The sequence below is a fragment of the Burkholderia cepacia genome, assembly GCF_001718835.1.
Classification (GTDB): Bacteria; Pseudomonadota; Gammaproteobacteria; order Burkholderiales; family Burkholderiaceae; genus Burkholderia; species Burkholderia cepacia_F.
Genome location: NZ_CP013443.1, coordinates 2,998,873 through 3,020,716, shown reverse-complemented (window position 1 = coordinate 3,020,716; position 21,844 = coordinate 2,998,873). Strand labels below are relative to the sequence as shown.

The 21,844-nt window shown below is 69.2% G+C and carries 19 protein-coding genes and 1 pseudogene; 10 read left to right on the top strand and 10 right to left on the bottom strand.

Going from position 1 to position 21,844, the window contains the following annotated elements:
* Positions 1-223 precede the first annotated feature (223 nt).
* Together WT26_RS17125 and WT26_RS17120 are read left to right on the top strand one after the other, a co-directional pair.
* Entirely contained in the window at positions 224-1,534 is a 1,311-nt protein-coding gene (locus WT26_RS17125) for an MFS transporter (protein ID WP_060138105.1), read from the top strand.
* Positions 1,535-1,551: 17 nt separating this feature from the next.
* Positions 1,552-2,892 carry an MFS transporter gene (locus tag WT26_RS17120; RefSeq protein WP_069270484.1) on the top strand — a complete coding sequence of 447 codons (1,341 nt, stop codon included), beginning with the start codon at positions 1,552-1,554 and terminating at the stop codon, positions 2,890-2,892.
* 24 nt (positions 2,893-2,916) lie between these two features.
* On the opposite strand, the gene WT26_RS17115 is transcribed toward WT26_RS17120, so the two are convergent.
* Complete coding sequence (locus WT26_RS17115) at positions 2,917-3,645, bottom strand: Crp/Fnr family transcriptional regulator (RefSeq protein WP_069273796.1); 729 nt, start codon at positions 3,643-3,645, stop codon at positions 2,917-2,919.
* 82 nt (positions 3,646-3,727) lie between these two features.
* On the opposite strand from WT26_RS17115, the gene WT26_RS17110 reads away from it, so the two are divergent.
* The 3 genes and pseudogenes from WT26_RS17110 (at position 3,728) to WT26_RS17100 (ending at position 5,284) form a co-directional block, all read left to right on the top strand.
* Positions 3,728-4,255 (top strand): DUF962 domain-containing protein, encoded by a 528-nt coding sequence (locus tag WT26_RS17110; protein WP_069273344.1) that lies wholly within the window; start codon positions 3,728-3,730, stop codon positions 4,253-4,255.
* Positions 4,248-4,535 (top strand): annotated as a pseudogene (locus WT26_RS17105) (2-dehydropantoate 2-reductase N-terminal domain-containing protein); the annotation flags it as partial. The gene WT26_RS17110 and the pseudogene WT26_RS17105, both read left to right, overlap by 8 nt.
* A 143-nt stretch (positions 4,536-4,678) precedes the next feature.
* Positions 4,679-5,284, top strand: coding sequence for a methyltransferase domain-containing protein (locus tag WT26_RS17100; RefSeq protein ID WP_069273342.1), 606 nt, complete (start codon positions 4,679-4,681; stop codon positions 5,282-5,284).
* 37 nt (positions 5,285-5,321) lie between these two features.
* Here WT26_RS17100 and WT26_RS17095 read toward each other — a convergent pair whose 3' ends face one another.
* Positions 5,322-6,596 carry an EAL domain-containing protein gene (locus WT26_RS17095; RefSeq protein ID WP_069273341.1) on the bottom strand — a complete coding sequence of 425 codons (1,275 nt, stop codon included), beginning with the start codon at positions 6,594-6,596 and terminating at the stop codon, positions 5,322-5,324.
* Between the two features lie 182 nt (positions 6,597-6,778).
* The gene (mdtD, locus tag WT26_RS17090; protein ID WP_069273340.1) at positions 6,779-8,215 is read right to left on the bottom strand and encodes a multidrug transporter subunit MdtD; all 1,437 of its coding nucleotides are present in this window, start codon (positions 8,213-8,215) and stop codon (positions 6,779-6,781) included.
* Between the two features lie 165 nt (positions 8,216-8,380).
* On the opposite strand from mdtD, the gene WT26_RS17085 reads away from it, so the two are divergent.
* Positions 8,381-8,767, top strand: a complete 387-nt coding sequence (locus WT26_RS17085) for a DUF2917 domain-containing protein (protein ID WP_415868056.1) — start codon at positions 8,381-8,383, stop codon at positions 8,765-8,767.
* On the opposite strand, the gene WT26_RS17080 is transcribed toward WT26_RS17085, so the two are convergent.
* Positions 8,740-9,972 (bottom strand): citrate/2-methylcitrate synthase, encoded by a 1,233-nt coding sequence (locus WT26_RS17080; RefSeq protein WP_069270482.1) that lies wholly within the window; start codon positions 9,970-9,972, stop codon positions 8,740-8,742. The two genes, WT26_RS17085 and WT26_RS17080, sit on opposite strands and share 28 nt — an antisense overlap.
* 110 nt (positions 9,973-10,082) lie before the next feature.
* On the opposite strand from WT26_RS17080, the gene WT26_RS17075 reads away from it, so the two are divergent.
* On the top strand, positions 10,083-11,477 hold the full coding sequence (locus tag WT26_RS17075; protein ID WP_069273339.1) for a CoA transferase: 1,395 nt from the start codon (positions 10,083-10,085) through the stop codon (positions 11,475-11,477).
* Positions 11,478-11,501: 24 nt separating this feature from the next.
* On the opposite strand, the gene WT26_RS17070 is transcribed toward WT26_RS17075, so the two are convergent.
* Positions 11,502-12,248, bottom strand: coding sequence for a GntR family transcriptional regulator (locus WT26_RS17070; RefSeq protein ID WP_059665159.1), 747 nt, complete (start codon positions 12,246-12,248; stop codon positions 11,502-11,504).
* A gap of 166 nt (positions 12,249-12,414) precedes the next feature.
* Between WT26_RS17070 and WT26_RS17065 the strand changes: the two genes are divergently transcribed.
* Both WT26_RS17065 and WT26_RS39080 read left to right on the top strand, forming a co-directional pair.
* Positions 12,415-13,260: an aldo/keto reductase gene (locus WT26_RS17065; RefSeq protein ID WP_069273338.1), complete on the top strand. Its 846-nt coding sequence runs from the start codon at positions 12,415-12,417 to the stop codon at positions 13,258-13,260.
* A gap of 61 nt (positions 13,261-13,321) precedes the next feature.
* A complete protein-coding gene (locus tag WT26_RS39080) occupies positions 13,322-14,944 on the top strand; it encodes a hypothetical protein (protein ID WP_069273337.1) in 1,623 nt (540 codons plus the stop codon).
* Positions 14,945-14,993: 49 nt separating this feature from the next.
* Here WT26_RS39080 and WT26_RS17055 read toward each other — a convergent pair whose 3' ends face one another.
* The 5 genes from WT26_RS17055 to WT26_RS17040 form a co-directional block, all read right to left on the bottom strand.
* A complete protein-coding gene (locus tag WT26_RS17055; RefSeq protein WP_069273336.1) occupies positions 14,994-16,004 on the bottom strand; it encodes a HoxN/HupN/NixA family nickel/cobalt transporter in 1,011 nt (336 codons plus the stop codon).
* A 169-nt stretch (positions 16,005-16,173) separates the two neighbouring features.
* Positions 16,174-18,294, bottom strand: a complete 2,121-nt coding sequence (fusA, locus tag WT26_RS17050; RefSeq protein WP_069273335.1) for an elongation factor G — start codon at positions 18,292-18,294, stop codon at positions 16,174-16,176.
* A gap of 199 nt (positions 18,295-18,493) precedes the next feature.
* Positions 18,494-18,994: a DUF192 domain-containing protein gene (locus WT26_RS17045; protein WP_069273334.1), complete on the bottom strand. Its 501-nt coding sequence runs from the start codon at positions 18,992-18,994 to the stop codon at positions 18,494-18,496.
* 162 nt (positions 18,995-19,156) lie between these two features.
* Positions 19,157-19,372 (bottom strand): hypothetical protein, encoded by a 216-nt coding sequence (locus tag WT26_RS35880; RefSeq protein WP_011352970.1) that lies wholly within the window; start codon positions 19,370-19,372, stop codon positions 19,157-19,159.
* Positions 19,373-19,652: 280 nt separating this feature from the next.
* The gene (locus WT26_RS17040) at positions 19,653-20,231 is read right to left on the bottom strand and encodes a pseudouridine synthase (protein ID WP_059531684.1); all 579 of its coding nucleotides are present in this window, start codon (positions 20,229-20,231) and stop codon (positions 19,653-19,655) included.
* 277 nt (positions 20,232-20,508) lie between these two features.
* Here WT26_RS17040 and icd point away from each other — a divergent pair, with 277 nt between their 5' ends.
* Positions 20,509-21,765: an NADP-dependent isocitrate dehydrogenase gene (gene icd / locus WT26_RS17030; protein ID WP_006478026.1), complete on the top strand. Its 1,257-nt coding sequence runs from the start codon at positions 20,509-20,511 to the stop codon at positions 21,763-21,765.
* The last annotated feature ends 79 nt before the right edge of the window (positions 21,766-21,844 follow it).

Here is a 21,844-nt window from a genome sequence, read left to right as displayed (position 1 = left end):
CAAAAAGCCCTCGTTCACGGACGAGGGCTTTTTGCTTTTCGGCCGCCGCATGGCCCAAGGCCGGCCGGGCCTTATAACCGGAGGCAATCAGTCGATGCCATAAATTCAATAGACGCTCGACGGCCCGGCTCCGACACTCGTTCTCCAGCAATTCGTGACACGAATGACCGCGCGCATCGAGACCTCGGCCACGGGGCTGCGCGCCGCTCCTGGAGGAGACACCATGTTTCGACGCCCCCGCGTCAGTCGGTCGGTCCTCGCGCTGATGTGCGCGATGTCGTTCGTCATGTACCTCGATCGCGTGAACCTGTCGGCGTCCGCCGGCGTGATCCGCGACGACCTGCATCTGTCCAATACAGGCATCGGCCTCGTGTTCGCGGCATTCGCGTACACGTATGCGATCTGCCAGGTGCTCGGCGGCTGGGCGAGCGACCGCTACGGCGCGAAGCGCACGCTGATCGCCTGCGCGACGATCTGGATCGTCGCGACCGTCGCCACCGGGCTCGCCGGCGGCCTCGTGTCGCTGTTCTGCGCGCGCATGCTGCTCGGCCTCGGCGAGGGCGCGGCGCTGCCCGCGCAGGCCCGCGCGCTGACCAACTGGTTTCCCGCCAGCCGGCGCGGTTTCGTGCAGGGACTCACGCATTCCTTCTCGCGGCTCGGCAACGCGGTGACGCCGCCGCTCGTCGCGTTCGTCGTCGCGATCGCATCGTGGCGCGCGTCGTTCGTCGCGGCGGGTGCGCTCACCGCCGCGTGGGTGATCGTCTACGCGTGGTACTTCGCCGACGATCCGCGCCGGCACCGCCACATGTGCGCCGCCGAAGCGGCCGACCTGCCGCCGGCCCGCGCTGCGGCCGACTCGCAGGCGCATGCACGCACGCCGTGGCGGCGGCTGCTCGCCCGCATCGCGCCGACGATGGTCGTCTATTTCTGCTACGGCTGGACCGGCTGGCTGTTCTTCACGTGGCTGCCGACCTTCTTCATGCACGGGCGCGGCCTCGACCTGAAGCAATCCGCGCTGTTCTCGGCCGGCGTGTTCCTGTCGGGCGTGGTCGGCAACACGGCGGGCGGCGTGCTCAGCGATCGCGTGCTCAAGCGCACCGGCGACGTCGTCGCCGCGCGCCGCAACGTGATCATCGTCGCGTTCGCCGGCGCGCTCGTGTTCCTCGCGCCGGTGATGTTCGCGAAGTCGCTGACCGTGACGGCCGCGTCGATGAGCCTGTCGTTCTTCTTCCTCGAGATGACGATCGGGCCGATCTGGGCGGTGCCGATGGACATCACGCCGCGGCACGTCGGCGTCGCGAGCGGCCTCGTGAACGCGGGCTCGGCGATCGCGGGCATCTTCACGCCGATCGTGTTCGGCTTCGTCGTCGACCGCACCGGCAGCTGGACGCTGCCGTTCGCCGGCTCGATCGCGCTGCTCGGGCTCGGCATCGTGATGACCTTCTTCATGCGGCCCGACCTGCCGCTGCGCGACGATGCACATGCGCACGCGGACGATGCGGCTTTCGAGATGGCCGGTCCGTCAGGACACTGAACGGGGAGACGACATCGATGAACCTGCCGACCGTCAACGCATCGCCGGAATTGGATGCCGCCACCCGCAAGGCCCGCGCCCGCCTGCTGCCGTTCCTCGTGCTGATGTACGTGCTCGCGTTCGTCGATCGCGCGAACGTCGGGTTCGCGAAGAGCGTGCTGCAGGCCGACACCGGCCTGAGCGACGCGGCGTTCGCGTTCGGCGCCGGCATCTTCTTCGTCGGCTACGCATTGTTCGAAGTCCCGAGCAACCTGCTGATGCATCGCTTCGGCGCGCGCGTGTGGATGAGCCGCATCATGCTCACCTGGGGCCTCGTGTCCGCATGCACGGCGTTCGTGCACGACGCGGCGAGCTTCTACCTGCTGCGCGTACTGCTCGGCATCGCGGAAGCGGGCTTCTTTCCCGGCATCATCCTGTTCCTGTCGAACTGGTTTCCGGCGCGGATCCGCGCGCAGGCGATGGGCCTGTTCTACTTCGGGCTGCCGCTCGCGCTCGTGCTCGGCAGCCCGGTGTCCGGCTGGCTGCTCGACCTGCCGCTGCCGTTCGGCCTGCATCCGTGGCAGGGCATGTTCGCGGTCGAGGGGCTCGCGGCATCGATGGTCGGCGCGATCGCGTTCTTCTACCTGACCGACCGGCCCGCCGACGCACGCTGGCTGTCGGCCGACGAGCGCGCGGCGCTCGCGGCGACGCTCGGCGACGAGGACGCGCACAAGCGCGCGCACGGCCCGGCGTCGGTGGCGGCGGCGCTGCGCGACACGCGCGTGCTGTTCTTCAGCGCAATCTATTTCGCGATCCAGGTCAGCGTGTACGGCGTCGTGTTCTACCTGCCGACGCGCATCGCCGGGCTGACGGGCGGCCACGTCGGCACGGCGGTGGGTTTCCTGACCGCGATCCCGTGGTGCGCGGCGATCGCCGGCACGTTCGTCGTCACGCGGCGCGCGGACCGCTCGGGCCGCCACCGTGCGTGGGCGGCCGCGATGCTGGCGCTCGCGGCGGCGGGCATCGCCGCGTCGGCGCTCGGCACGTCGCTGCCGGTCGTGCTGGTGGCGTTCTGCGTGGCCGCGACCGGGTTCGTCGCGGTGCAGCCGCTGTTCTGGACCTTGCCGACCGGCTACCTGGGCGGCGCGGCCGCGGCGGGCGGGATCGCGTTCATCAATTCGGTCGGCAATCTCGGCGGCTTCGTCGCGCCGAACCTGAAGAGCGTCGCGGAGCGCGTCGCCGGGCATCCGCAGGCCGGCATGCTGACGCTCGCGCTGTTCGGTTGTGTCGGCGCGGTGCTGTTGATGAGGGCGGGCCGGCGTCGGGATGCGTCGCGCGGCGACGGCGTCGCGTTGAGAAGGGAGGCGGGGCGGTCGTGACGGGCGCGCCGCGACGGTGGATTCTCAGCCCGGCAGCCCGCTGGCGCGCCGCAGCGCGTCGACGTCGACGAGCTCGATTTCTCCGACGTGCAGCCGCACGACGCCGTCGGCCTGCAGCGCCTTCAGCAGCTGGTTGGTGGTCTGCCGCGTCAGCGACAGCATCGCCGCGAGCTTTTCCTGCGACAGCCGGATGCGGGTGCGGCCGGCGCTGATCCCGCCGTAGCCGTCGGCGATCATCAGCAGGCGGGCGGCGAGCCGCTGCGCGGCCGGCATCACGCTCATCGACTCGACGGTCAGGAAGCTCAGGCGCAGCTTCTGCGCCATCAGCAGCGCGAATTGCCGCCAGTATTGCGGCGTCGCGTCGAGGATCGCGAGCAGCGCGGCCTGCGGGACGTGCAGCAGCAGCGCGTCGTCGAGCGCGATCGCGTCGTGCGTGCGCGGCTGGCCGTCGAACAGCGCGATTTCGCCGAACCACGTGACGGGCTCGGCGACCGTCAGCAGTGCCTCCTTGCCCTGCGGGTCGACCGCACCTATCGTGAGTGAACCGGCCAGTACCGCGTACAGCCCGCATGGCGGGTCGCCGCGCCGGAACAGCGCATGGCCGGCCGGCAGCCGGCGCAGCGCCGCACGGGCGAGCAGGTCCGCGCGCAACGCGGGCGGCAGCGCGGCGAACCACGGGTGCGCGTCGAGTTGTGGCAGGTATCGGTCGAAAGACCTGGGGTCGAAAGGCTCGGGGTCGAAGGACTCGGGCATGGGCGGCGCGATGTCGGGTAGCTGACAGAGGATCTCGGGCGTGACGCGCATCATAGCGCTCAACCACCGACCAGGAGACACGATGAAGACGCTCGAAGACCACCTTTCCCAGTATGCGGCCTACCACCGCGACGCGCGCAACATCGCGACGCATCTGGTCGGCATCCCGATGATCGTATTCGCCGTAGAGGTGCTGCTGTCGCGGCCGGCGCTCGGGATGCCGGCCGGCATCGCGCTGTCGCCGGCGCTGCTGCTCGTCGTCGCGTTCGCGGTGTTCTACCTGCGTCTCGACCTGCGGTTCGGGATCGTGATGACCGCGCTGTTCGCGCTGGGCCTGTGGGCCGCGCAGGCGCTCGCGTTGCTGCCGACCGCGCAATGGCTCGCGACCGGCATCGGCGCGTTCGTCGTCGGCTGGATCGTGCAGTTCGTCGGGCATTGGTTCGAAGGGCGCAAGCCCGCGTTCGTCGACGATCTGGTCGGCCTGATGGTCGGGCCGCTGTTCGTGGTCGCGGAGGTCGCGTTCTTCGCGGGACTGCGCGGCGAAGTGCGCCGCGAAGTCGAGCGGCGGGCCGGCCCCGTGCACGGCGGTGCGCACGACGCGCATGTCTGAACGGCCGATGGCGCGCATCTGCGTGGTCGGCGCCGGCGCGCTCGGCTGCTATCTCGGCGGACGGCTCGCGGCGGCCGGGCAGCCCGTCACGCTGATCGGCCGCGCGCGGATCGGCGACGCGATCCGGAACCACGGGCTCATGCTGTCGGATCATCGCGGGTATCGCGCGCAGTGCGCGCCGGGGGACGTTGCGTTTGACACGGACATGGCCGTGGCGGCCGACGCGGCGCTCGTGCTCGTCACGGTGAAGTCGGCGGCGACGCCGGAGGCCGCCGCGCAGCGGCCCGCGTGGCGCGGCGACGCGCTGTGGGCGGCGTTGGCGGAGTGAGCACAGGACGCCAAACGATTGCGTGCCGATGTGACGCCGTGCAATGACTAAGATGGGATTGGCGTCATGTGACGTCATTGCGGAGCGCAATCGCCATGGTGGATCGCCCGACTCTCGACGCGTACGACACCTACGCCGCCGACTATGCACAGCTCTGGCTCGACGAGGGGCCGCCCGACGACATGTACGCGCTGCTGGAGCAGCATTTCTCGCCGGGGCCGACCGCGGACGTCGGCTGCGGAGCCGGGCGCGATACGGCCTGGCTCGCGTCGCGCGGCTTCGACGTGCGCGGCTACGACGCGAGCGTCGCACTGCTCGACGAGGCGCGGCGCCGCCATCCCGACCTCGCCTTCGAGCTGGCCGCGCTGCCGGCGCTGGCCGGTGTGCCGTCCGGCGCGTTTCGCAACGTGCTGTGCGAAACGGTCGTCATGCATCTCGAACAGGCGGACGCGGCGGCGGCCGCCGCGCGGCTGGCCGAGCTGCTGATGCCGGGCGGCACGTTGTACATGAGCTGGCGGGTGGCCGGCAGCGGCGCGTTGCGCGACGAGCGCGGCCGCCTCTACACGCCGCTCGATTCGGCGCGGATGCGGGCGGCGCTCGGCGCGGGCACGCAGGTGATCGACGAGCACGAGGTCGTCAGCGCATCGTCCGGCAAGCGCGTGCACCGGCTGATCGTCCGCAGGGCGGACGGGGCGGCCTGACGCAGGTTCGCGTGACGCGCGCGCGGCGCTCCGGGCGTCAGTCGCGGTGCGCGGCCGCTTCCCAGTTGATGTCGACGCAAAGCACCTGCATGCCGGTCGCGACCGGCGCGGCAATCGACGCGGTCACGCACAGGTGCGCCTCGTTGATCGACAGGTAGGGCGACGTCAGGTGCACGTGGCCCGGCGCACGCATCGCGTCGATGAAGTACGGGCGCCGTTCCCAGCTCGCGCCTTCCGAGTGCAGCAGCGGCCGGAAGCGCTTGGCGCGCTGCGATACGCTGCCGCGCGCGAGCACGTTGTCGCCGATCTGGCGCCCCGATGCGTCGAGCAGGAAACAGCGGGCGGTCTCGGGCAGCCCGAGTACGACGGCCGCCGCGTCGGTGAGCGGCTCGCCCGCGCCGAGCTTCCGGCTCGCTTCCTCGAGCGCCGCGACGTACGGTGCGAGCCGTTCCGCCTGCGTGCGCTCGCGTTGCGCGACGCGCAGCCGCAATGCGGCCGACAGCGTATCCATGCAGCCCGCGGCGGCCTGCGGTTGCACCGGTTCGACGCTCGGCCCCGCGAAATACTGGCCCTGCACGAAATCGACGTCGCACTCGAGTGCGATCAGCGCGTCGCGCTCGGTCGCGAGCCCGCCCATCAGCACGAGCTGGCCGGATTCGTGCAGCAGTGACACGAGCCCCGGCAGCACGCGTTCGAGATGCGAGTGCTCGCTCGCCTGCGCGAGGATGCCGCGGTCGAGCGTGACGATGTCGGGGTGCAGGTGCCACACGCGGTCGATGTTCGAATGCTTCGCGCCGAACCCGACCAGCGCGATCAGGAAGCCGGCCTTGCGCAGCCCGTCGACGATCGCCGCGTAGCGCGGCGTCTCGCCGCCCGCCTGCTCGGGTACCTCGAGCACCACGCGATGCGGCGGCAGCCCGAGCGCCTTCAGGTTCGCGAGCAGGGCGTCGCTGTAGACGGTGTCCATCAGCGCGGCCGGATGCAGGCTCAGGAAGAGCCATTCGTCATGACTGTCGAATGCGTGGAAGTTGCCGAGATGCAGCGATTCGGCGAGCCGGCCGAGCTCGAGCAGGTCGCCGCGCCGCGCCGCCTGCGTGAACACCTCGTGCGACGCCACCTGGCGGCTTTCCTCGTCGTGCGCGCGCAGCGACGCGTGATAACCGATCGCGCGGCGGTGCGACACCGAGAAAACGGGCTGGAACACGCTGAACACGGTGTAGCCGCCGTACAGCACGGTGCGCCGGTTCCCGTCGTCGCCGGCGACGGGGCGGGGCGGCTGAAAGCCGGGGGGATCGATTTCGATCATGCTCATGATGTCGGCCGAAGGAAGACTGCCAGTTTACCTAGAGAATAGGCGAGCAAGAAGCGTGCGCAATCGCGCGGCCGGTGCGGCCCGCTGACGCGGTGCGAGCGCGCGCATCGGCCGGGCCGGCTGCACCGTTGTGGTGCGCCGCATGCCGGTGTGCCGTCCGAACCGGGGCGCGCCGGCCCGCGTCACGCGCGCTCGGACGGGTCGGTCTTGCGCGCGGTGCTGCGGATCTCCGGCGCGAGCTGCGCGAAGATCCACGCGGACGCGGCCGTGATGATCCCGACGCAGATGAACGTCGCATGGAACGCCGGCAGCGTGTTGCTCGGCGTCACGGTGCGCAGCATGCCGGTGAACGTCGCGAGCAGCGCCCCCGCGACCGTGACGCCGAGGCTCATCGACAGCATCTGCACGAGCGAGAACAGGCTGTTGCCGCTGCTCGCGCCGCCCGTGCCGAGATCCTTGAGCGTCAGCGTGTTCATCGCGGTGAACTGCATCGAGTTGAAGCCGCCGAACAGCGCGAGATGCACGACCTTCACCCAGACCGGCACCGTGTCGCGCATCAGCGCGAAGCTCGCCATCATCACGCCGACCATGATCGTGTTCACGAGCAGCACCTTGCGATAGCCGTGCTTCATGATGAGGCGCGTGATGATCCGCTTCGAGAACATCCCGGCGGCGGCCACCGGCAGCATCATCAGCCCGGCCTCGAACGCCGAGTAGCCGAGGCTCACCTGCAGCAGCAGCGGGATCAGGTACGGCATCGCGCCGCTGCCGATCCGCGCGAACAGGTTGCCGAGCAGCCCGACGCTGAACGTGTGGATCCTGAACAGCTCGAGCGAGAAGATCGGCTGCGGCGCGCGCACCGCATACAGGCCGTACGCGACGAAGCACGCAAGGCTCAGGATCAGCAGCACGAGCACGGCCGCGTGCTGCATGCCGAGATCGGCGAGGCCGTCGAGCGACAGCGAGATCGCGACCATGCCGATCGTCAGCAGCAGATAGCCCTTCAGGTCGAAGCGGCCGACGGCCGGGTTGCGCGCATCGGGCATCGAATAGAAGGTCGCGATGCAGCCCGCGACGCCGACCGGCACGTTGATCAGGAAGATCCAGTGCCACGACGCGATCTTCACGAGCCAGCCGCCGAGCGTCGGCCCGATCAGCGGGCCGATCAGGCCGGGAATCGCGACGAACGACAGCGCGGGCAGGTAGCGTTCGGCCGGGAACGTGCGCAGCACCGCGAGCCGCCCGACCGGCAGCAGCATCGCGCCGCCGACCCCCTGCACGACCCGGAACGCGACGAGTTGCTGCAGCGTATGCGCGTTCGCGCACAGCAGCGAGCCGAGCGAGAACACCAGGATCGCGCTGAAGAACACGCGCCGCGTGCCGAAGGTATCGGCGAGCCAGCCCGACACGGGGATCATCACCGCCATCGTCAGCGAGTACGCGATCACGACCGACTGCATGCGCAGCGGCGATTCGCCGAGGCTCGCTGCCATCGACGGCAGCGCCGTGTTGACGATCGTCGAATCGAGCGTCTGCATGAAGAAGCCCGTTGCGACGAGCCAGAGCATCACGGTGAGGTTCTTTTCGCCGGGAGCGGCGGCGGGCGGGCGCTGGAACATGGGCGGCGGGCAAACGTTGAAACGTGGGCACGCGGGCGGCGCCGCGTGAACGCAGGACAGCCGACATTGTAGGGAAAGCCGCTGCGCCGCGCAGTTTCGACCCCGTGCCAGCGGGCCGCCCGATGGACCGGTACAGTTCAGCCGAAAGTGTCTGCAGGCGTATCTGTGAGCGTGCTGCCGCTGTCCGGATACTGGACGGGTGCGATCGACCACGACCGGGAGCGGGCCATGCGTGAACTGCGACTCTACGAACTGGATGCCGACGAGCCTGCCGTGTGTTGGCGGCTGGTTCGCCGCAGCGTGCTGCGCGTCACGGCGGGCGAAGTGTGGCTGACGATCGAGGGCGAGCCCGCCGATCACTGGCTGCGGCCCGGCGACAGGCTTGCGCTCGGGCCCGGCGCGCAAATCTGGGTCAGCGCCGGATCGCGCGGGGCGCGCTTCACGCTGAGCCGCGCGGATGAGCGGGCGGCGCCGTTCGCCATGGCGCTGCGGCAGCGTCTGGCCGCGTGGCGCGGGCGCCGCCGTCAGGCCGGCGCGTCGCTGCCGACGTAGCGTGCGCGCGGCCGGATCAGCTTGCCGTCCGCGTACTGTTCGAGTGCGTGCGCGATCCAGCCGGCCGTGCGGCCGGCCGCGAACAGCGTGAACGCGGCGCCGTCGGGCAGCGCGAGCGTGCGTTCCAGTGCCGCGAGCGCGTAGTCGATCGTCGGCCGCTGCCCGGTTGCCGCTTCGACGCGCGCGGCGAGCGCGAGCGCCGCGCGCAGCGCGGGGCGGTCCGGCACCGCGGCCTGCAGCGCGCCGAGCAGCGCCTGCGCGCGCGGGTCGCCGGCCGGATAGAGCGGATGGCCGAAGCCGGACAGCGCCGCGCGGCCGCCGGCCGCGCGTTCGTCGTGCGCGAGGCGGAACGCCAGATAGCGGTCCGGGTCGGCGGCGCGGGCCGCTTCGTCGAGCAGCGTGCCGGCCCGGAACGTCTCGCCGCCGTGGCGCGGGCCGGCCAGCGCCGCGAGTCCGCCCGCGATCGCGCCGAACAGGTGGCTGCCGGTCGACGCGATGCAGCGCACCGCGAACGTCGACGGGTTCAGTTCGTGATCCGCGCACAGCACGAGCGCCCGGCGCAGCAGGTCGGCCTCGCCGCGTTCGCGCACCTGCCACGCGTCGGCGAGCTGGCGATGCAGCGGCGCGTCGCCGGGCGCGATGCCCGCGAGCGCGGCGGTCGCGACGCGCAGCAGCAGGGCGGCGGTATCGAGCTGCGCGTCGCGCCCCTGCGCCCGGATGCGCGGGATCGACGCGGCCGCGGCCGGCAGCAGCACGAGCGTGCGCTCGAGCGGCGCGAGATGCGCCCACGGGCGCGCCCAGTCCTGCCACTGCGCGGCGTCGAAGCCGCCGGTCGCGGCGGGTGCTGCGGCAAGCCGCGCGGGCGGGCAGTCCCAGAGCCGCGCGGCGGTGGCTTCGAGCGTCGCATCGGCGGCGAGCACGGTCGCGTCGGCGCCGCGATAGAACAGGCGGCCGTCGGCGATCTGCGTGATGCGCGATTCGAGCACCGGCACGCCCCAGTCGAGCGAGCGTTCGGCGACGCCGCCCGCACGCTTCGCATCGGCGCGGCGGCGCGCGAGCAGGCGCACTTCGTCCGCGTCGTAGCGGCGGCGCTTGCTGTCGCCGTCGGGCAGCGAGCGCAGCAGGCCGCGGCTCACGTACGCATAGAGGGTGCTCACGCTGACACCCAGTACGTCGGCGGCTTCGGGGGCGCTGAGAGACGTCACGCGGATCGCTCCTGGTCGATCGTGATGGCGGGAGGTGCGATCAAGGTTGATCGTTCCTGCGGCGAATTCTAGACTCGATTCGACATTCCCTTTCCGCGAGGCGACTGATCATGACGCCCAGGCTCGCGTTGACGCATCTGTGGCTGCTCGCACACGGCGACCCCGACGCGCTCGCGCGCGTCGCGATCGACGGGCAGGACCCGACGCTGCCGTCGACCTTCCGGGTCGGCACGCTGGCCGCGGCGACGATCGCGGCGGCCGGGCTCGCGGCGGCCGAATGCCATCGGCTTCGCACGGGCGTTGCGCAAACCGTCGACGTGTCGGTGCGCGACGCGCTCGTCGCGTTCCGCAGCGAACGCTATCTGCGCGTGGACGACGGCCCGCCGCCGGAGTTGCGCCATCCGGTGACGGGCTTCTACGAGACGCACGACGGGCGCTGGATCCAGTTGCACGCAAACTTCCCGCATCATCTGCAGGGGATCCTCGGCGTGCTCGGCTGCGGCGCGCAGCGGGACGACGTCGCCGCGGCGATCCGCACGCGGGACGGCGCGGCACTCGACACCGCGCTGGCCGAGGCCGGGCTGTGCGCCGCATTGATCAGAACACCTGACGAGTGGGCGACGCACGAGCAGGCGCGCGCGATCGCGTCGCTGCCGCTGTTCGAGATCGAGCGGATCGGCGACGCGCCGGTGCAGGCGCTCGGCGGGGGCGACGCCGGCCAGCCGCTTGCCGGGGTGCGCGTGCTCGATCTCACGCGCATCATCGCGGGGCCGGTCGCGGGCCGCACGCTGGCGTCGCACGGCGCGCAGACACTGCTCGTCAACGGCCCGCACCTGCCGAACATCGCGCCGCTCGTGATCGACAACGGGCGTGGCAAGCGTTCGACGTGGATCGACCTGCGCGACGACGCGGGCGTCGACGCGCTGCAGAGGCTCGCGCGGCAGGCGGACGTGTTCGTCGACGCGTACCGGCCCGGCGCGCTCGCGGCGCGCGGCTTCGGGCCGCACGCGCTGGCGGCGCGGCGGCCCGGCATCGTGTGCGTGTCGATTTCCGCGTACGGGCATGCGGGGCCGTGGGCGCAGCGGCGCGGCTTCGACAGTCTTGTGCAGTCGGCGAGCGGGATCGCGTGGCAGGAACAGCAGGCCGCGCACGCGAACGCGCCGCGCCACCTGCCGTGCCAGGCGCTCGACCATGCAACGGGTTATCTCGCGGCGTTCGGCGCGATGACCGCGCTCGCGCACCGGGCGCGAGAAGGGGGAAGCTGGCACGTGCGACTGTCGCTCGCGCAGACGGGACGCTGGCTGCAGTCGTTCGGTATCGTGCCGGACGGCGCGCATGCGCCCGAGATCACGCCCGACGACGTAGGCGATCGGCTCGACCGGATCGCGTCGCCGTTCGGCGTCGTCGATGCGGTGCGCCCGGCGGAACGGCTGTCGGCGACGCCGCCGTTCTTCGCATTGCCGCCCGTGCCGCTCGGCGCGGACGAAGCGCGCTGGATCGAATAGGGGCCGCTCGTGTGAAGTTGCGGATTACTTGCGCAGTTCGACGACGAAGTCGTAGTAGTCGTTGCGGCAGTAGGTATCGGTCAGTTCGATCGCGCGCTGGTCCGACGTATAGCCGATTCGCGTGATCAGCAGCAGCGCGTCGTGCGGTGCGATGCCCATCTGCTCGGCGATCTCGTCGGTCGCATTGACCGCGCGGAAATGCTGCAGCGCGCGCACGATCGGCGTGCCGCGCGCTTCGAGATAGCTGTACAGCGAACCGCCGATGGCCTGTGGATCGGGGATCAGCGTCGCGGGAAACGTCGAATTCTCGACGGCCATCACGATGCCGTCGGCGAGGCGCAGGCGCTTCAGGCGCGTGACCGATGCGGCCGGCGACAGCCCGAGCTGGATCACTTCGTCGCGGTTCGCCGGCTGGATCTCGCGTGCGAGCCATTGCGAGCTCGGCTTGAAGCCGCGCCGTTCGAGCATTTCGCTGAAGCTCGACAGCCGCGACAGCGGATCCTCGTAGCGCGGCTGGATGAAGTTGCCGGCGCCCTGCGTGCGGCGGATCAGGCCTTGCTCGACGAGCAGCGCGATCGCCTTGCGCGCGGTGATGCGCGATACGCCCAGTGCGTCGGACAGCACGCGCTCGGAGGGTAATGCCTCACCGGCCGTCCAGCGGTTGTCGTGGATCGCGTCGCCGAGCTTGCGGGCGAGCTGCAGGTAGAGCGGCGTGTCGTTGTCGGGGTCGGGGCGCAGGTCCAGCCAGCGGTCGTCCGTGGTTGCCTTCATGGAGTGGGTATCGATCAGGTTGCGGCCATTCTAAGTCATCGCGTGGCGCCGTTATAGCCGGTTTTTGCCGTGCAACAGGTGAATTGCGCGCCGATTGACTACACTGATGCGTCGTATTCCATGCCTGGGCCGCGGTGCGCGGCCACGAATCCGCAACGAGGAACGCATGACAGACACGATCGCCACGGTCGTCCTGCCGGACGGCGAGACGATTCCGAAGCTTGGCCTGGGCACGTGGGAGATGGGCGAGCGGCCGGCCCGGCGCGCGGACGAGATCGCCGCGCTGCGCGAAGGCGTCGCGCTCGGGATGACGCTGGTCGATACGGCCGAGATGTACGGCGACGGCGCGACCGAGGAACTGGTCGGCGAGGCGCTCGCGGGCCTGCGCGACGGCGTGTTCCTCGTCAGCAAGGTCTACCCGCACCATGCGAGCCGGCGCGGCGTCGTTGCCGCGTGCGATGCGAGCCTCAAGCGCCTGCGTACCGATCGCCTCGACCTGTATCTGCTGCACTGGCGCGGCTCGGTGCCGCTCGATGAAACGGTCGAAGGCTTCGAAGCGCTGCAGCGCGCGGGCAAGATCCGTCACTGGGGTGTCAGCAACTTCGATACGGCCGACATGGCCGAGCTCGTCGATGACGCCGGCGGCGGCGCGTGCGCGACCAACCAGATCCTCTACAACATCGCGCGGCGCGGCCCGGAATTCGACCTGCTGCCATGGCTTGCCGGGCATGGGATGCCGGCGATGGCCTACAGCCCGGTCGATCATGGACGGCTGCCGAAGCGCTCGCCGCTCGACGAGATCGCACGGCAGCGCGGAGTGTCGGTGATGCGCGTCGCGCTCGCGTGGGTGCTCGCGCAGCCGGGGGTTTTCGCGATCCCGAAGGCGGCACGGATCGAACATGTCCGCGACAACCGGGCCGCGCTCGATTTCGTGTTCAGCGACGACGAGCGCGCGCAGCTTGACGCGTACTTCCGTCCGCCACGCAGCAAGCGCGCGCTCGAGATGCTCTGACCACGATAGCGCCGGACGGCGCCGCCGATCAGTGGCCGTGGCTGCCCGACCCGCCGTTGCCATGGCCGCCGCCGTTGCCGTGACCGCCGTTGCCATTGCCAACGCCGTTGGCGCCACCGTTGCCGGCGCCGCCGCTGCCGTTTCCATTGCCGTTGCCACCGCCGTTGCCGTGGCCTCCGTTGCCATGACCGCCAACGCCGCCGCCGGCGCTGCCGCTGCCGCTGCCGCTGCCGCCGCCGCTGCTGCCGCCGCTGCTGCCGCTGCTGCCGCTGCCGCCGCTGCCGCTGCCGCCGCCGCCACCGCCGCCACCGTGACCGCCGCCGTTGCCGCCGCCGTTGCCGCCGCCGCTGCCGCCACCGTGACCGCCACCGCCACCGCCACCGCCACCGCCACCGCCACCGCCACCGCCACCGCCACCGTTGCCGTTGCCGCCGCCGTTGCCGCCGCCGCCGCCGCCGCCGCCGCCGCTGCCGCCGCCGCTGCCGCCACCGCTGCCGCCACCGTGACCGCCACCGCCACCGCCACCGCCGCCACCGCCGCCGCTGCCGCTGCCGCTGCCGCCGCTGCCGCCACCGCCGCCACCGCCGCCACCGCCACCGCCACCGCCACCGCCACCGCCACCGCCGCCACCGCCGCCACCGCCACCGCCACCGCCACCGCCACCGCCACCGCCACCGCCACCGCCACCGCCACCGCCGCCGCCGCCACCGCCACCGCCACCGCCACCGCCACCGCCACCGCCACCGCCGCCGCCACCACCGCCGCCACCACCGCCGCCACCGCCACCACCGCCACCACCGCCACCGCCGCCGCCACCGTGACCACCATGACCACCGCCACCCGAAGTGCCGCCACCCGAAGTACCGCCACCCGAAGTACCGCCGCCCGAAGTACCGCCGCCCGAAGTGCCGCCACCCGAACCACCGCCACCGGATCCGCCGCTGTTAGATGCATTGCCCGTAGAGTTGCCGCCGCTGCGACCGTTACCGGTCGCGCCACCCGCAGTCGAGCCTGTCGTTCCGCCGACACTTGCGGGCCCGACGGTGCCGTTTCCGTTACTCCCGCTGCTGCCGCTTCCGCTGCCCGGGCTGGCACCGGCACCACTGCCGGCGCCACCATTGCCGCCGACACCGCCGCTGGCGTACTTGCCTGGCGCGCATGCAGTCGGATCGGCGGCGCATCCGGCCGCGTGCCCGGCAACGGGCACCGTGACGTCCTCGCCGCCGATGGCCATGGGCGCGGCGTCGGGCATCGCATTCTGCGCGACCGGCGATGGCGCGGTGAAGGGTGGGGCGTCGTCGCCCGACTGTCCGGCGACGGGTCCGATGGACGTTGCGTCCTGTGCGACGGCATACGAGCAGCAGCACGCGAACGCGGCTGCGGCGAACAAGGTTGCGCGATGGCACCGTCCCGCGGCGCGGAACGGCTGTTTGGTCTTGTGCATCATTGGTCTCCCAAAGCGCGCGATGCCTCGTCGCCGCGCGGCTGTGTGCATGTAGTGCCCGGGAGCCGGAGATGCGTTGTGGTATCGGCGGCCGATCCCGTCCGGGCCGGCGCATGGCGCCAGCCTGGAACGTCGATCGGCATGCGGGCCCGCCGTGCGAAGCCCTATCTGCTAGATCCGTGCCATTGGCCGCTCACGCCCGTGCCGCAAGGCGCGCGCGTTGCGCAAGACGGAGCCTGAAAGGTCGGGGAGGAGGTTTTGTTTCCGGAATGAAACGTCTGAGCTGAATTCAGCGCGCGGGCGCATCGGCCGCGCGCTGCCAGCGGTGGAACAGGATCGATGCGATCCAGCAGACGAGGAACAGGGCGACGATGCCGTAGCCGATCGAGCCGAAGCGCTCGCCGACCGCATCGAGCGCGTCGCGCACGGGGCCCGTCAGCGACAGCTTGTCGGCCAGCAGGCCGGCTGCCTCGATCCCGCCGATCGCCAGCGCGACGGCCGCCGACACGAACGTGATGCTCGCGTTGTAGAGCAGCTTGCGCTGCGGATCGTCCATCGCCCAGCCGTACGCGTGCATCATCAGCACGTTGTCGGTCGAGTCGATCAGCGTCATGCCGGCGGTGAAAAGCGCGGGAAACAGCATGACCGTATAGACCGGCAGCCCCTGGCTCGCCTGCGCGGCAGCGATCGCGAGCAGGCCGATTTCGGTTGCAGTATCGAAACCGAGCCCGAACAGCACGCCGACCGGATACATGTGCCAGCTCTTCGACACGAACCGGAACAGCGGACGCAGCAGGCGCGCGATGACGCCGGCCCTGCGATGCGTGTGCGCGGCGTCGGCGCCGCCCGATCCGCCGTCGCGGTATCGCCGCCACACGTCGCGCAGGATCGCCAGGTTCACGCACGCGAGCACGAGCAGGAAGGTGGCCGACACCGCCGTGCCGATCGTGCCGCCGATCTCGCGGAACGCATCGAACCGGTCGCGCAGCGCGAATGCGGTCAGCGCGATGCCGAGCGTCGCGGCGATCACGATCGTCGAATGGCCGAGCGAGAAGAACAGCCCGACGCTCACCGGACGCTGGCCGTCCTGCATCAGCTTGCGCGTCGCCACGTCGATCGCGGCGATGTGATCGGCGTCGACCGCGTGACGCAGCCCGAGCCCGTAAGCGATCGCCGCGGTGCCGAGCAGCAGCGGATGATCGCGCAACACGGCGAGCGCCCACAGCCAGACGGCGGCGTTCGCGGCGATCAGGCCGGCGTAGAGGATCAGCAGGCGGCGCAGGGCAGGGGTGGGCGGCATCGGCATCGATTCGTCAGGCGGATTGCAGCGGATTGTGGCATGGGCAAAAAAGCGCTGCGGCCCGGTCAAAAATCCTGCGCCGCGCTCTCCGGTCATCCTCGATGAACACAAAAAAGCCCGTCCGCGAACGGACGGGCTGGATGGACTTCGGGTGCAGCCTTGGCCGACGTTACCGCGTGTCGGTGCGCTTTGCGTTGATCACCGCATCCGATACGTTGGCCGGCGTTTCCGCGTACTGCTTGAACTCCATCGTGTAGGTTGCGCGGCCTTGCGTGGCCGAACGCAGCGACGTCGAATAGCCGAACATCTCCGCGAGCGGCACCTCGGCGCGTACGAGCTTGCCGCCGCCGCCCGCGATGTCTTCCATCCCCTGCACGATGCCGCGACGGCTCGACAGGTCGCCCATCACGTTGCCCATGAACTCCTCGGGCGTCTCGACCTCGACGGCCATCATCGGCTCGAGCAGCACGGGCTTCGCCTTGCGCATCGCTTCCTTGAACGCCATCGAGCCGGCCATCCGGAACGCGTTTTCGTTCGAGTCGACGTCGTGGTACGAGCCGAACGTCAGGTGCACCTTCACGTCGACGACCGGGTAGCCCGCGAGCACGCCGCTCTTCAGCGTTTCGGTGATGCCCTTGTCGACCGCCGGGATGAATTCACGCGGAATCACGCCGCCCTTGATCTCGTCGAGGAACTCGTAGCCCTTGCCCGGGTTCGGCTCGAGCGTGATCACCGCATGGCCGTACTGGCCGCGGCCACCCGACTGCTTGACGAACTTGCCCTCGACGTCGGACGCCGTCGTGCGCACCGTTTCGCGATACGCGACCTGCGGCTTGCCGACCGTCGCTTCGACGCCGAATTCACGCTTCATCCGGTCGACCAGGATTTCGAGGTGAAGCTCGCCCATCCCCGAGATGATCGTCTGGCCGGACTCTTCGTCGGTCTGCACGCGGAACGACGGATCTTCCTGCGCGAGACGGTTCAGCGCGAGCCCCATCTTTTCCTGGTCGGCCTTCGTCTTCGGCTCGACGGCCTGCGAGATCACCGGTTCCGGGAATTCCATCTTCTCGAGGATGATCGGCTTCGCCGGATCGCACAGCGTGTCGCCGGTGGTCGCTTCCTTCAGGCCGACGGCCGCCGCGATGTCGCCCGCGCGCACTTCCTTGATTTCCTTGCGCTCGTTCGCGTGCATCTGCAGGATCCGGCCGAGCCGTTCCTTCTTGTCCTTCGTTGCGTTGAGCACCGTGTCGCCCGATTCGACGACGCCCGAATACACGCGGAAGAAGATCAGCTGGCCGACGAACGGGTCGGTCATGATCTTGAACGCGAGCGACGAGAACGGTTCGTCGTCGCTCGGATGACGTTCCGCCGGTTTCTCCGGATCGTGGAAGTCGTGGCCGAGAATCGCGGGCACGTCGACGGGCGACGGCAGGTAGTCGATCACCGCGTCGAGCATCGCCTGCACGCCCTTGTTCTTGAACGCGCTGCCGCACAGCATCGGCACGATCTCGTTCGCGATCGTGCGTTTGCGCAGCGCGGCCTTGATCTCGTCCTCGGTCAGCGACTCGTGGTCGTGCAGGTACTTCTCGAGCAGTTCCTCGCTCGCTTCCGCCGCGGCCTCGACCATCTTCTCGCGCCATTCGTGCGCGAGCTCGACGAGGTTCGCGGGGATGTCCTCGTACGTGAACTTCACGCCCTGGCTTTCGTCGTCCCACACGATCGCCTTCATCTTCACGAGATCGACGACGCCCTGGAAATGATCCTCCGCGCCGATCGGAATCTGGATCGGCACGGCGACGCCTTTCAGGCGCTCGCCGATCTGCCGCTGCACGCGGAAGAAATCGGCGCCGATGCGGTCCATCTTGTTGACGAACGCGATGCGCGGCACCTTGTACTTGTTGGCCTGGCGCCAGACGGTTTCGGACTGCGGCTGCACGCCGCCGACCGAGTCGTAGACCATGCATGCGCCGTCGAGCACGCGCATCGAGCGCTCGACTTCAATCGTGAAGTCGACGTGCCCGGGCGTGTCGATGATGTTGATCCGGTGCTCCGGATAGTTGCCGGCCATGCCCTTCCAGAAGGCCGTGGTCGCGGCCGACGTGATCGTGATGCCGCGTTCCTGCTCCTGCTCCATCCAGTCCATCGTGGCCGCGCCGTCGTGCACTTCGCCGATCTTGTGGCTCACGCCGGTATAAAACAGGATGCGCTCGGTCGTCGTGGTCTTGCCGGCATCGATGTGAGCGCTGATCCCGATATTGCGATAGCGCTCGATGGGGGTTTTGCGGGGCACGTGAACCTCCTTAGGTTCGGATCGTAAGCGGGCCGGCGGCGCCGGACCGGGGGAATCAATTGAAATTTAAAGAATAGCGCTTGTCTGTGGCTTTTGCAGATGCGGGCCGCATGGCCGGAATCAAGCGGGCGCCGCGCGAAAAAAAAAGCCGGCGCGCACGAGGCGGCCGGCCGGCATGCATGGGGTCGCGCCGCGCGTGTCACTGCGGCTTCGGCAGCCCTTCGAGCTTCATGCCGGGCTTGATGCCCTTTGCCGCGAACCAGCCCTTGCTCATTTCGAGTGCGTAGACGCCGTTGTTGCGCGGGCAGTGGTTGTCGGTCGTCTCGGCCTTCATCTCGTCGATGTCGGTGATCGTGCCGTCCGCGCGGATGAATGCGATCGACAGCGGGATCAGCGTGTTCTTCATCCAGAAGCAGTGCACCGCGTTCTCGTTGAACACGAACAGCATGCCTTCGTTAGGCGCGAGCTGCGAACGGTACATCAGCCCCTGTTCGCGGTCGGGGTCGTTCGCGGCGACGGCCGCGTCGATCACGTACATGCCGGCACGCAGCTTCACGCGCGGGAATTCGCTCGGCTGCTTGGCGCCGGGCGGCACTTGCGCGCTGGCGGCCTGCATGCCGAGCGCGAGGACGGCGAGCGCGGCGGGAAACACGGCGGCGCGCGCAAGGCGGCCGAGCGACGAGCGCAGGGAGAATTGCACAGCAAGGCTCCTATCTGGAAAACAAGACCCGCATGGTACGCGATGCGCGCCGACGGGCACACAAAAGAAAAAGGCAGATCGCCTTGCGGTGATCTGCCTTTCAACGCCGTAAGAACGGCAAGAGACTGCGTGTTCTTGACTGCGTTATTACAGCAAGCTTACTTAGTTCGAAGCAGCTGCCGGTGCTGCTGCGTCGCTTGCTGCAGCCTTCTTCGATGCCTTGTGGTGCTTCTTGGCAGCGTGGTGCTTCTTGGCAGCGTGCTTAGCCGGTGCCGAAGCAGCTTCAGCAGCAGCCGGAGCAGCTTCCGGAGCCGATGCTTGTGCGAAAGCAGCCGTTGCGAAGAGGCCAGCGACCAGAGCGGCGATCAGTTTGTTCATGTTGTGTTCCTCAGCTTTAGTTAATTAACCAAATGACCCGGCAATAGGAGTCATGTCGTCTAACGGTGCCATCCACCTTTCGGTTGACAGACGCTTCGAGAAATTTCTCATTGCGCTGCGGGCGCCGAATCGTATTCGATAAAAACGTCGCTTTCGTGACGCAAACACGGCTCGGCTGCCAATGCCGGATAGCTAAGGTTGGCATCTGCGTGGTTTAACGCGCGATCTTCGCGGCCGGTTGACGAAAAAGATGACGAAAAATTCGCGCGTCCCGAATTCGTCATCCGGCGGGCGCGAAACCGTCCCACGGCGCGCGTGGCGGCAGTGCGATTGTTTCTCCCGGTGCAATGTCGAGCGCGAATATATCCAGTGCGCCGATGCCGACGCGTACCAGGCGCAACGTCGGGAAGCCGACGGCCGCCGTCATCCGGCGCACCTGCCGGTTCTTGCCTTCGGTGATCGCGAGTTCGATCCACGTCGTCGGGATCGCGGCGCGGTAGCGGATCGGCGGGTTGCGCGGCCACAGCGCGTCGGCCGGTTCGATGAATTCGGCGCGGCATGGCCGCGTCACGTAGTCGCCGAGGTCGACGCCGCGCGCGAGCGCCTTCAGGTCGGCGGCACCCGGCGCGCCCTCGACCTGTGCCCAGTAGCGCTTGACGAGCTTGTGGCGCGGCTCGGCGATGCGCGCCTGCAACGCGCCGTCGTCGGTGAGCAGCAGCAACCCCTCGCTGTCCGCGTCGAGCCGGCCCGCCGCGTAGACGCCGGGCGTTTTTACCCAGTCGCCGAGCGACGGGCGCGTCTCGTGCGCGGAAAACTGGCAAATCGTGCCGAACGGCTTGTTGAGGGCGATCAGGTTCATGGCGGGTCGTCCGCCCGGCGCGCCGTGGGAGGCGGGGGCGGGCGGTCTATGGCAAATGGCGGAATCTTAATGCATAATACGGAACGCCAAGTCCTCTGTCTTATATAAGACATAAGTGGGGTCTTGATACGCAGTGCCGCGCTTCATGCCGAAGTGCCCGGTTGGGGCGCTAGAATAGCGGCTCGCTGTTGCCGTCACGGGGTGGCCATGCCGCGCCCCCGCCGCGCGCGCAGCTTCGACCAGCATCACCTGCTCAGCCACGTCACTGGAGTCGATCATGCCGTATCAGCACATCAAGGTTCCGGAAGGCGGTGACAAGATCACCGTCAACAAGGACTTCTCGCTCAACGTTTCCGATCAGCCGATCATTCCCTATATCGAAGGCGACGGTACGGGCTTCGATATCACGCCGGTCATGATCAAGGTTGTCGATGCGGCGGTCGCGCACGCCTACAAGGGCAAGCGCAAGATCCACTGGATGGAGATCTTCGCGGGCGAGAAGGCGACGAAGGTGTACGGCCCGGACGTGTGGCTCCCGGACGAAACGCTGCAGGTGCTCAAGGAATACGTGGTGTCGATCAAGGGGCCGCTCACGACCCCGGTCGGCGGCGGCATCCGTTCGCTGAACGTCGCGCTGCGCCAGGAACTCGACCTGTACGTGTGCCTGCGCCCGGTCCAGTATTTCAAGGGCGTGCCGTCGCCGGTGCGCGAGCCGCAGAAGATCGACATGGTGATCTTCCGCGAGAACTCGGAAGACATCTACGCGGGCATCGAATGGGCCGCGGGCTCCGAGCAGGCGAAGAAGGTCATCAAGTTCCTGCAGGACGAGATGGGCGTGAAGAAGATCCGCTTCCCGGAAACCTCGGGGATCGGCGTCAAGCCCGTGTCGACGGAAGGCACCGAGCGTCTCGTGCGCAAGGCGATCCAGTACGCGATCGACAACGATCGCAAGTCGGTCACGCTGGTGCACAAGGGCAACATCATGAAGTTCACGGAAGGCCTGTTCCGTGACGCCGGCTACGCGCTGGCGCAGAAGGAATTCGGCGGCGAGCTGATCGACGGCGGCCCGTGGATGCGCGTGAAGAACCCGAAGACGGGCAACGAGATCGTCATCAAGGATTCGATCGCCGATGCGTTCCTGCAGCAGATCCTGCTGCGCCCGGCCGAATACGACGTGATCGCCACGCTGAACCTGAACGGCGACTACATCTCCGACGCGCTGGCCGCGCAGGTCGGCGGCATCGGGATCGCGCCGGGCGCGAACCTGTCGGATTCGGTCGCGATGTTCGAGGCGACGCACGGCACGGCACCGAAGTACGCGGGCAAGGATTACGTGAACCCCGGTTCCGAGATCCTGTCGGCGGAAATGATGCTGCGCCACCTCGGCTGGACGGAAGCAGCCGACACGATCATCGCCGCGATGGAGAAGTCGATCCTGCAGAAGCGCGTCACGTACGACTTCGCGCGCCTGATGGAAGGTGCGACGCAGGTGTCGTGCTCGGGCTTCGGTGAAGTGCTGATCGAGAACATGTAAGTCCCCTCTTCCGGGGTAGGCCGGCAGATTGCCGGCCGCCCCGGCGCTGACTGCCGGCGCCGGAGCGTTTCGTGGATGG

Coding starts and splice junctions, on each gene's coding strand:
- WT26_RS17100 (WP_069273342.1), top strand. CDS start 4,679: ATGGTGGATCGCCCGACTCTCGACGCGTACGACACCTACGCCGCCGAC.
- WT26_RS17125 (WP_060138105.1), top strand. CDS start 224: ATGTTTCGACGCCCCCGCGTCAGTCGGTCGGTCCTCGCGCTGATGTGC.
- WT26_RS17070 (WP_059665159.1), bottom strand. CDS start 12,248: ATGAAGGCAACCACGGACGACCGCTGGCTGGACCTGCGCCCCGACCCC.
- WT26_RS17120 (WP_069270484.1), top strand. CDS start 1,552: ATGAACCTGCCGACCGTCAACGCATCGCCGGAATTGGATGCCGCCACC.
- WT26_RS17110 (WP_069273344.1), top strand. CDS start 3,728: ATGAAGACGCTCGAAGACCACCTTTCCCAGTATGCGGCCTACCACCGC.
- WT26_RS35880 (WP_011352970.1), bottom strand. CDS start 19,372: ATGAACAAACTGATCGCCGCTCTGGTCGCTGGCCTCTTCGCAACGGCT.
- WT26_RS17040 (WP_059531684.1), bottom strand. CDS start 20,231: ATGAACCTGATCGCCCTCAACAAGCCGTTCGGCACGATTTGCCAGTTT.
- WT26_RS39080 (WP_069273337.1), top strand. CDS start 13,322: ATGGCCGCCGCCGTTGCCGTGACCGCCGTTGCCATTGCCAACGCCGTT.
- WT26_RS17115 (WP_069273796.1), bottom strand. CDS start 3,645: ATGCCCGAGTCCTTCGACCCCGAGCCTTTCGACCCCAGGTCTTTCGAC.
- mdtD (WP_069273340.1), bottom strand. CDS start 8,215: ATGTTCCAGCGCCCGCCCGCCGCCGCTCCCGGCGAAAAGAACCTCACC.
- WT26_RS17065 (WP_069273338.1), top strand. CDS start 12,415: ATGACAGACACGATCGCCACGGTCGTCCTGCCGGACGGCGAGACGATT.
- WT26_RS17075 (WP_069273339.1), top strand. CDS start 10,083: ATGACGCCCAGGCTCGCGTTGACGCATCTGTGGCTGCTCGCACACGGC.
- icd (WP_006478026.1), top strand. CDS start 20,509: ATGCCGTATCAGCACATCAAGGTTCCGGAAGGCGGTGACAAGATCACC.
- WT26_RS17055 (WP_069273336.1), bottom strand. CDS start 16,004: ATGCCGCCCACCCCTGCCCTGCGCCGCCTGCTGATCCTCTACGCCGGC.
- WT26_RS17095 (WP_069273341.1), bottom strand. CDS start 6,596: ATGAGCATGATCGAAATCGATCCCCCCGGCTTTCAGCCGCCCCGCCCC.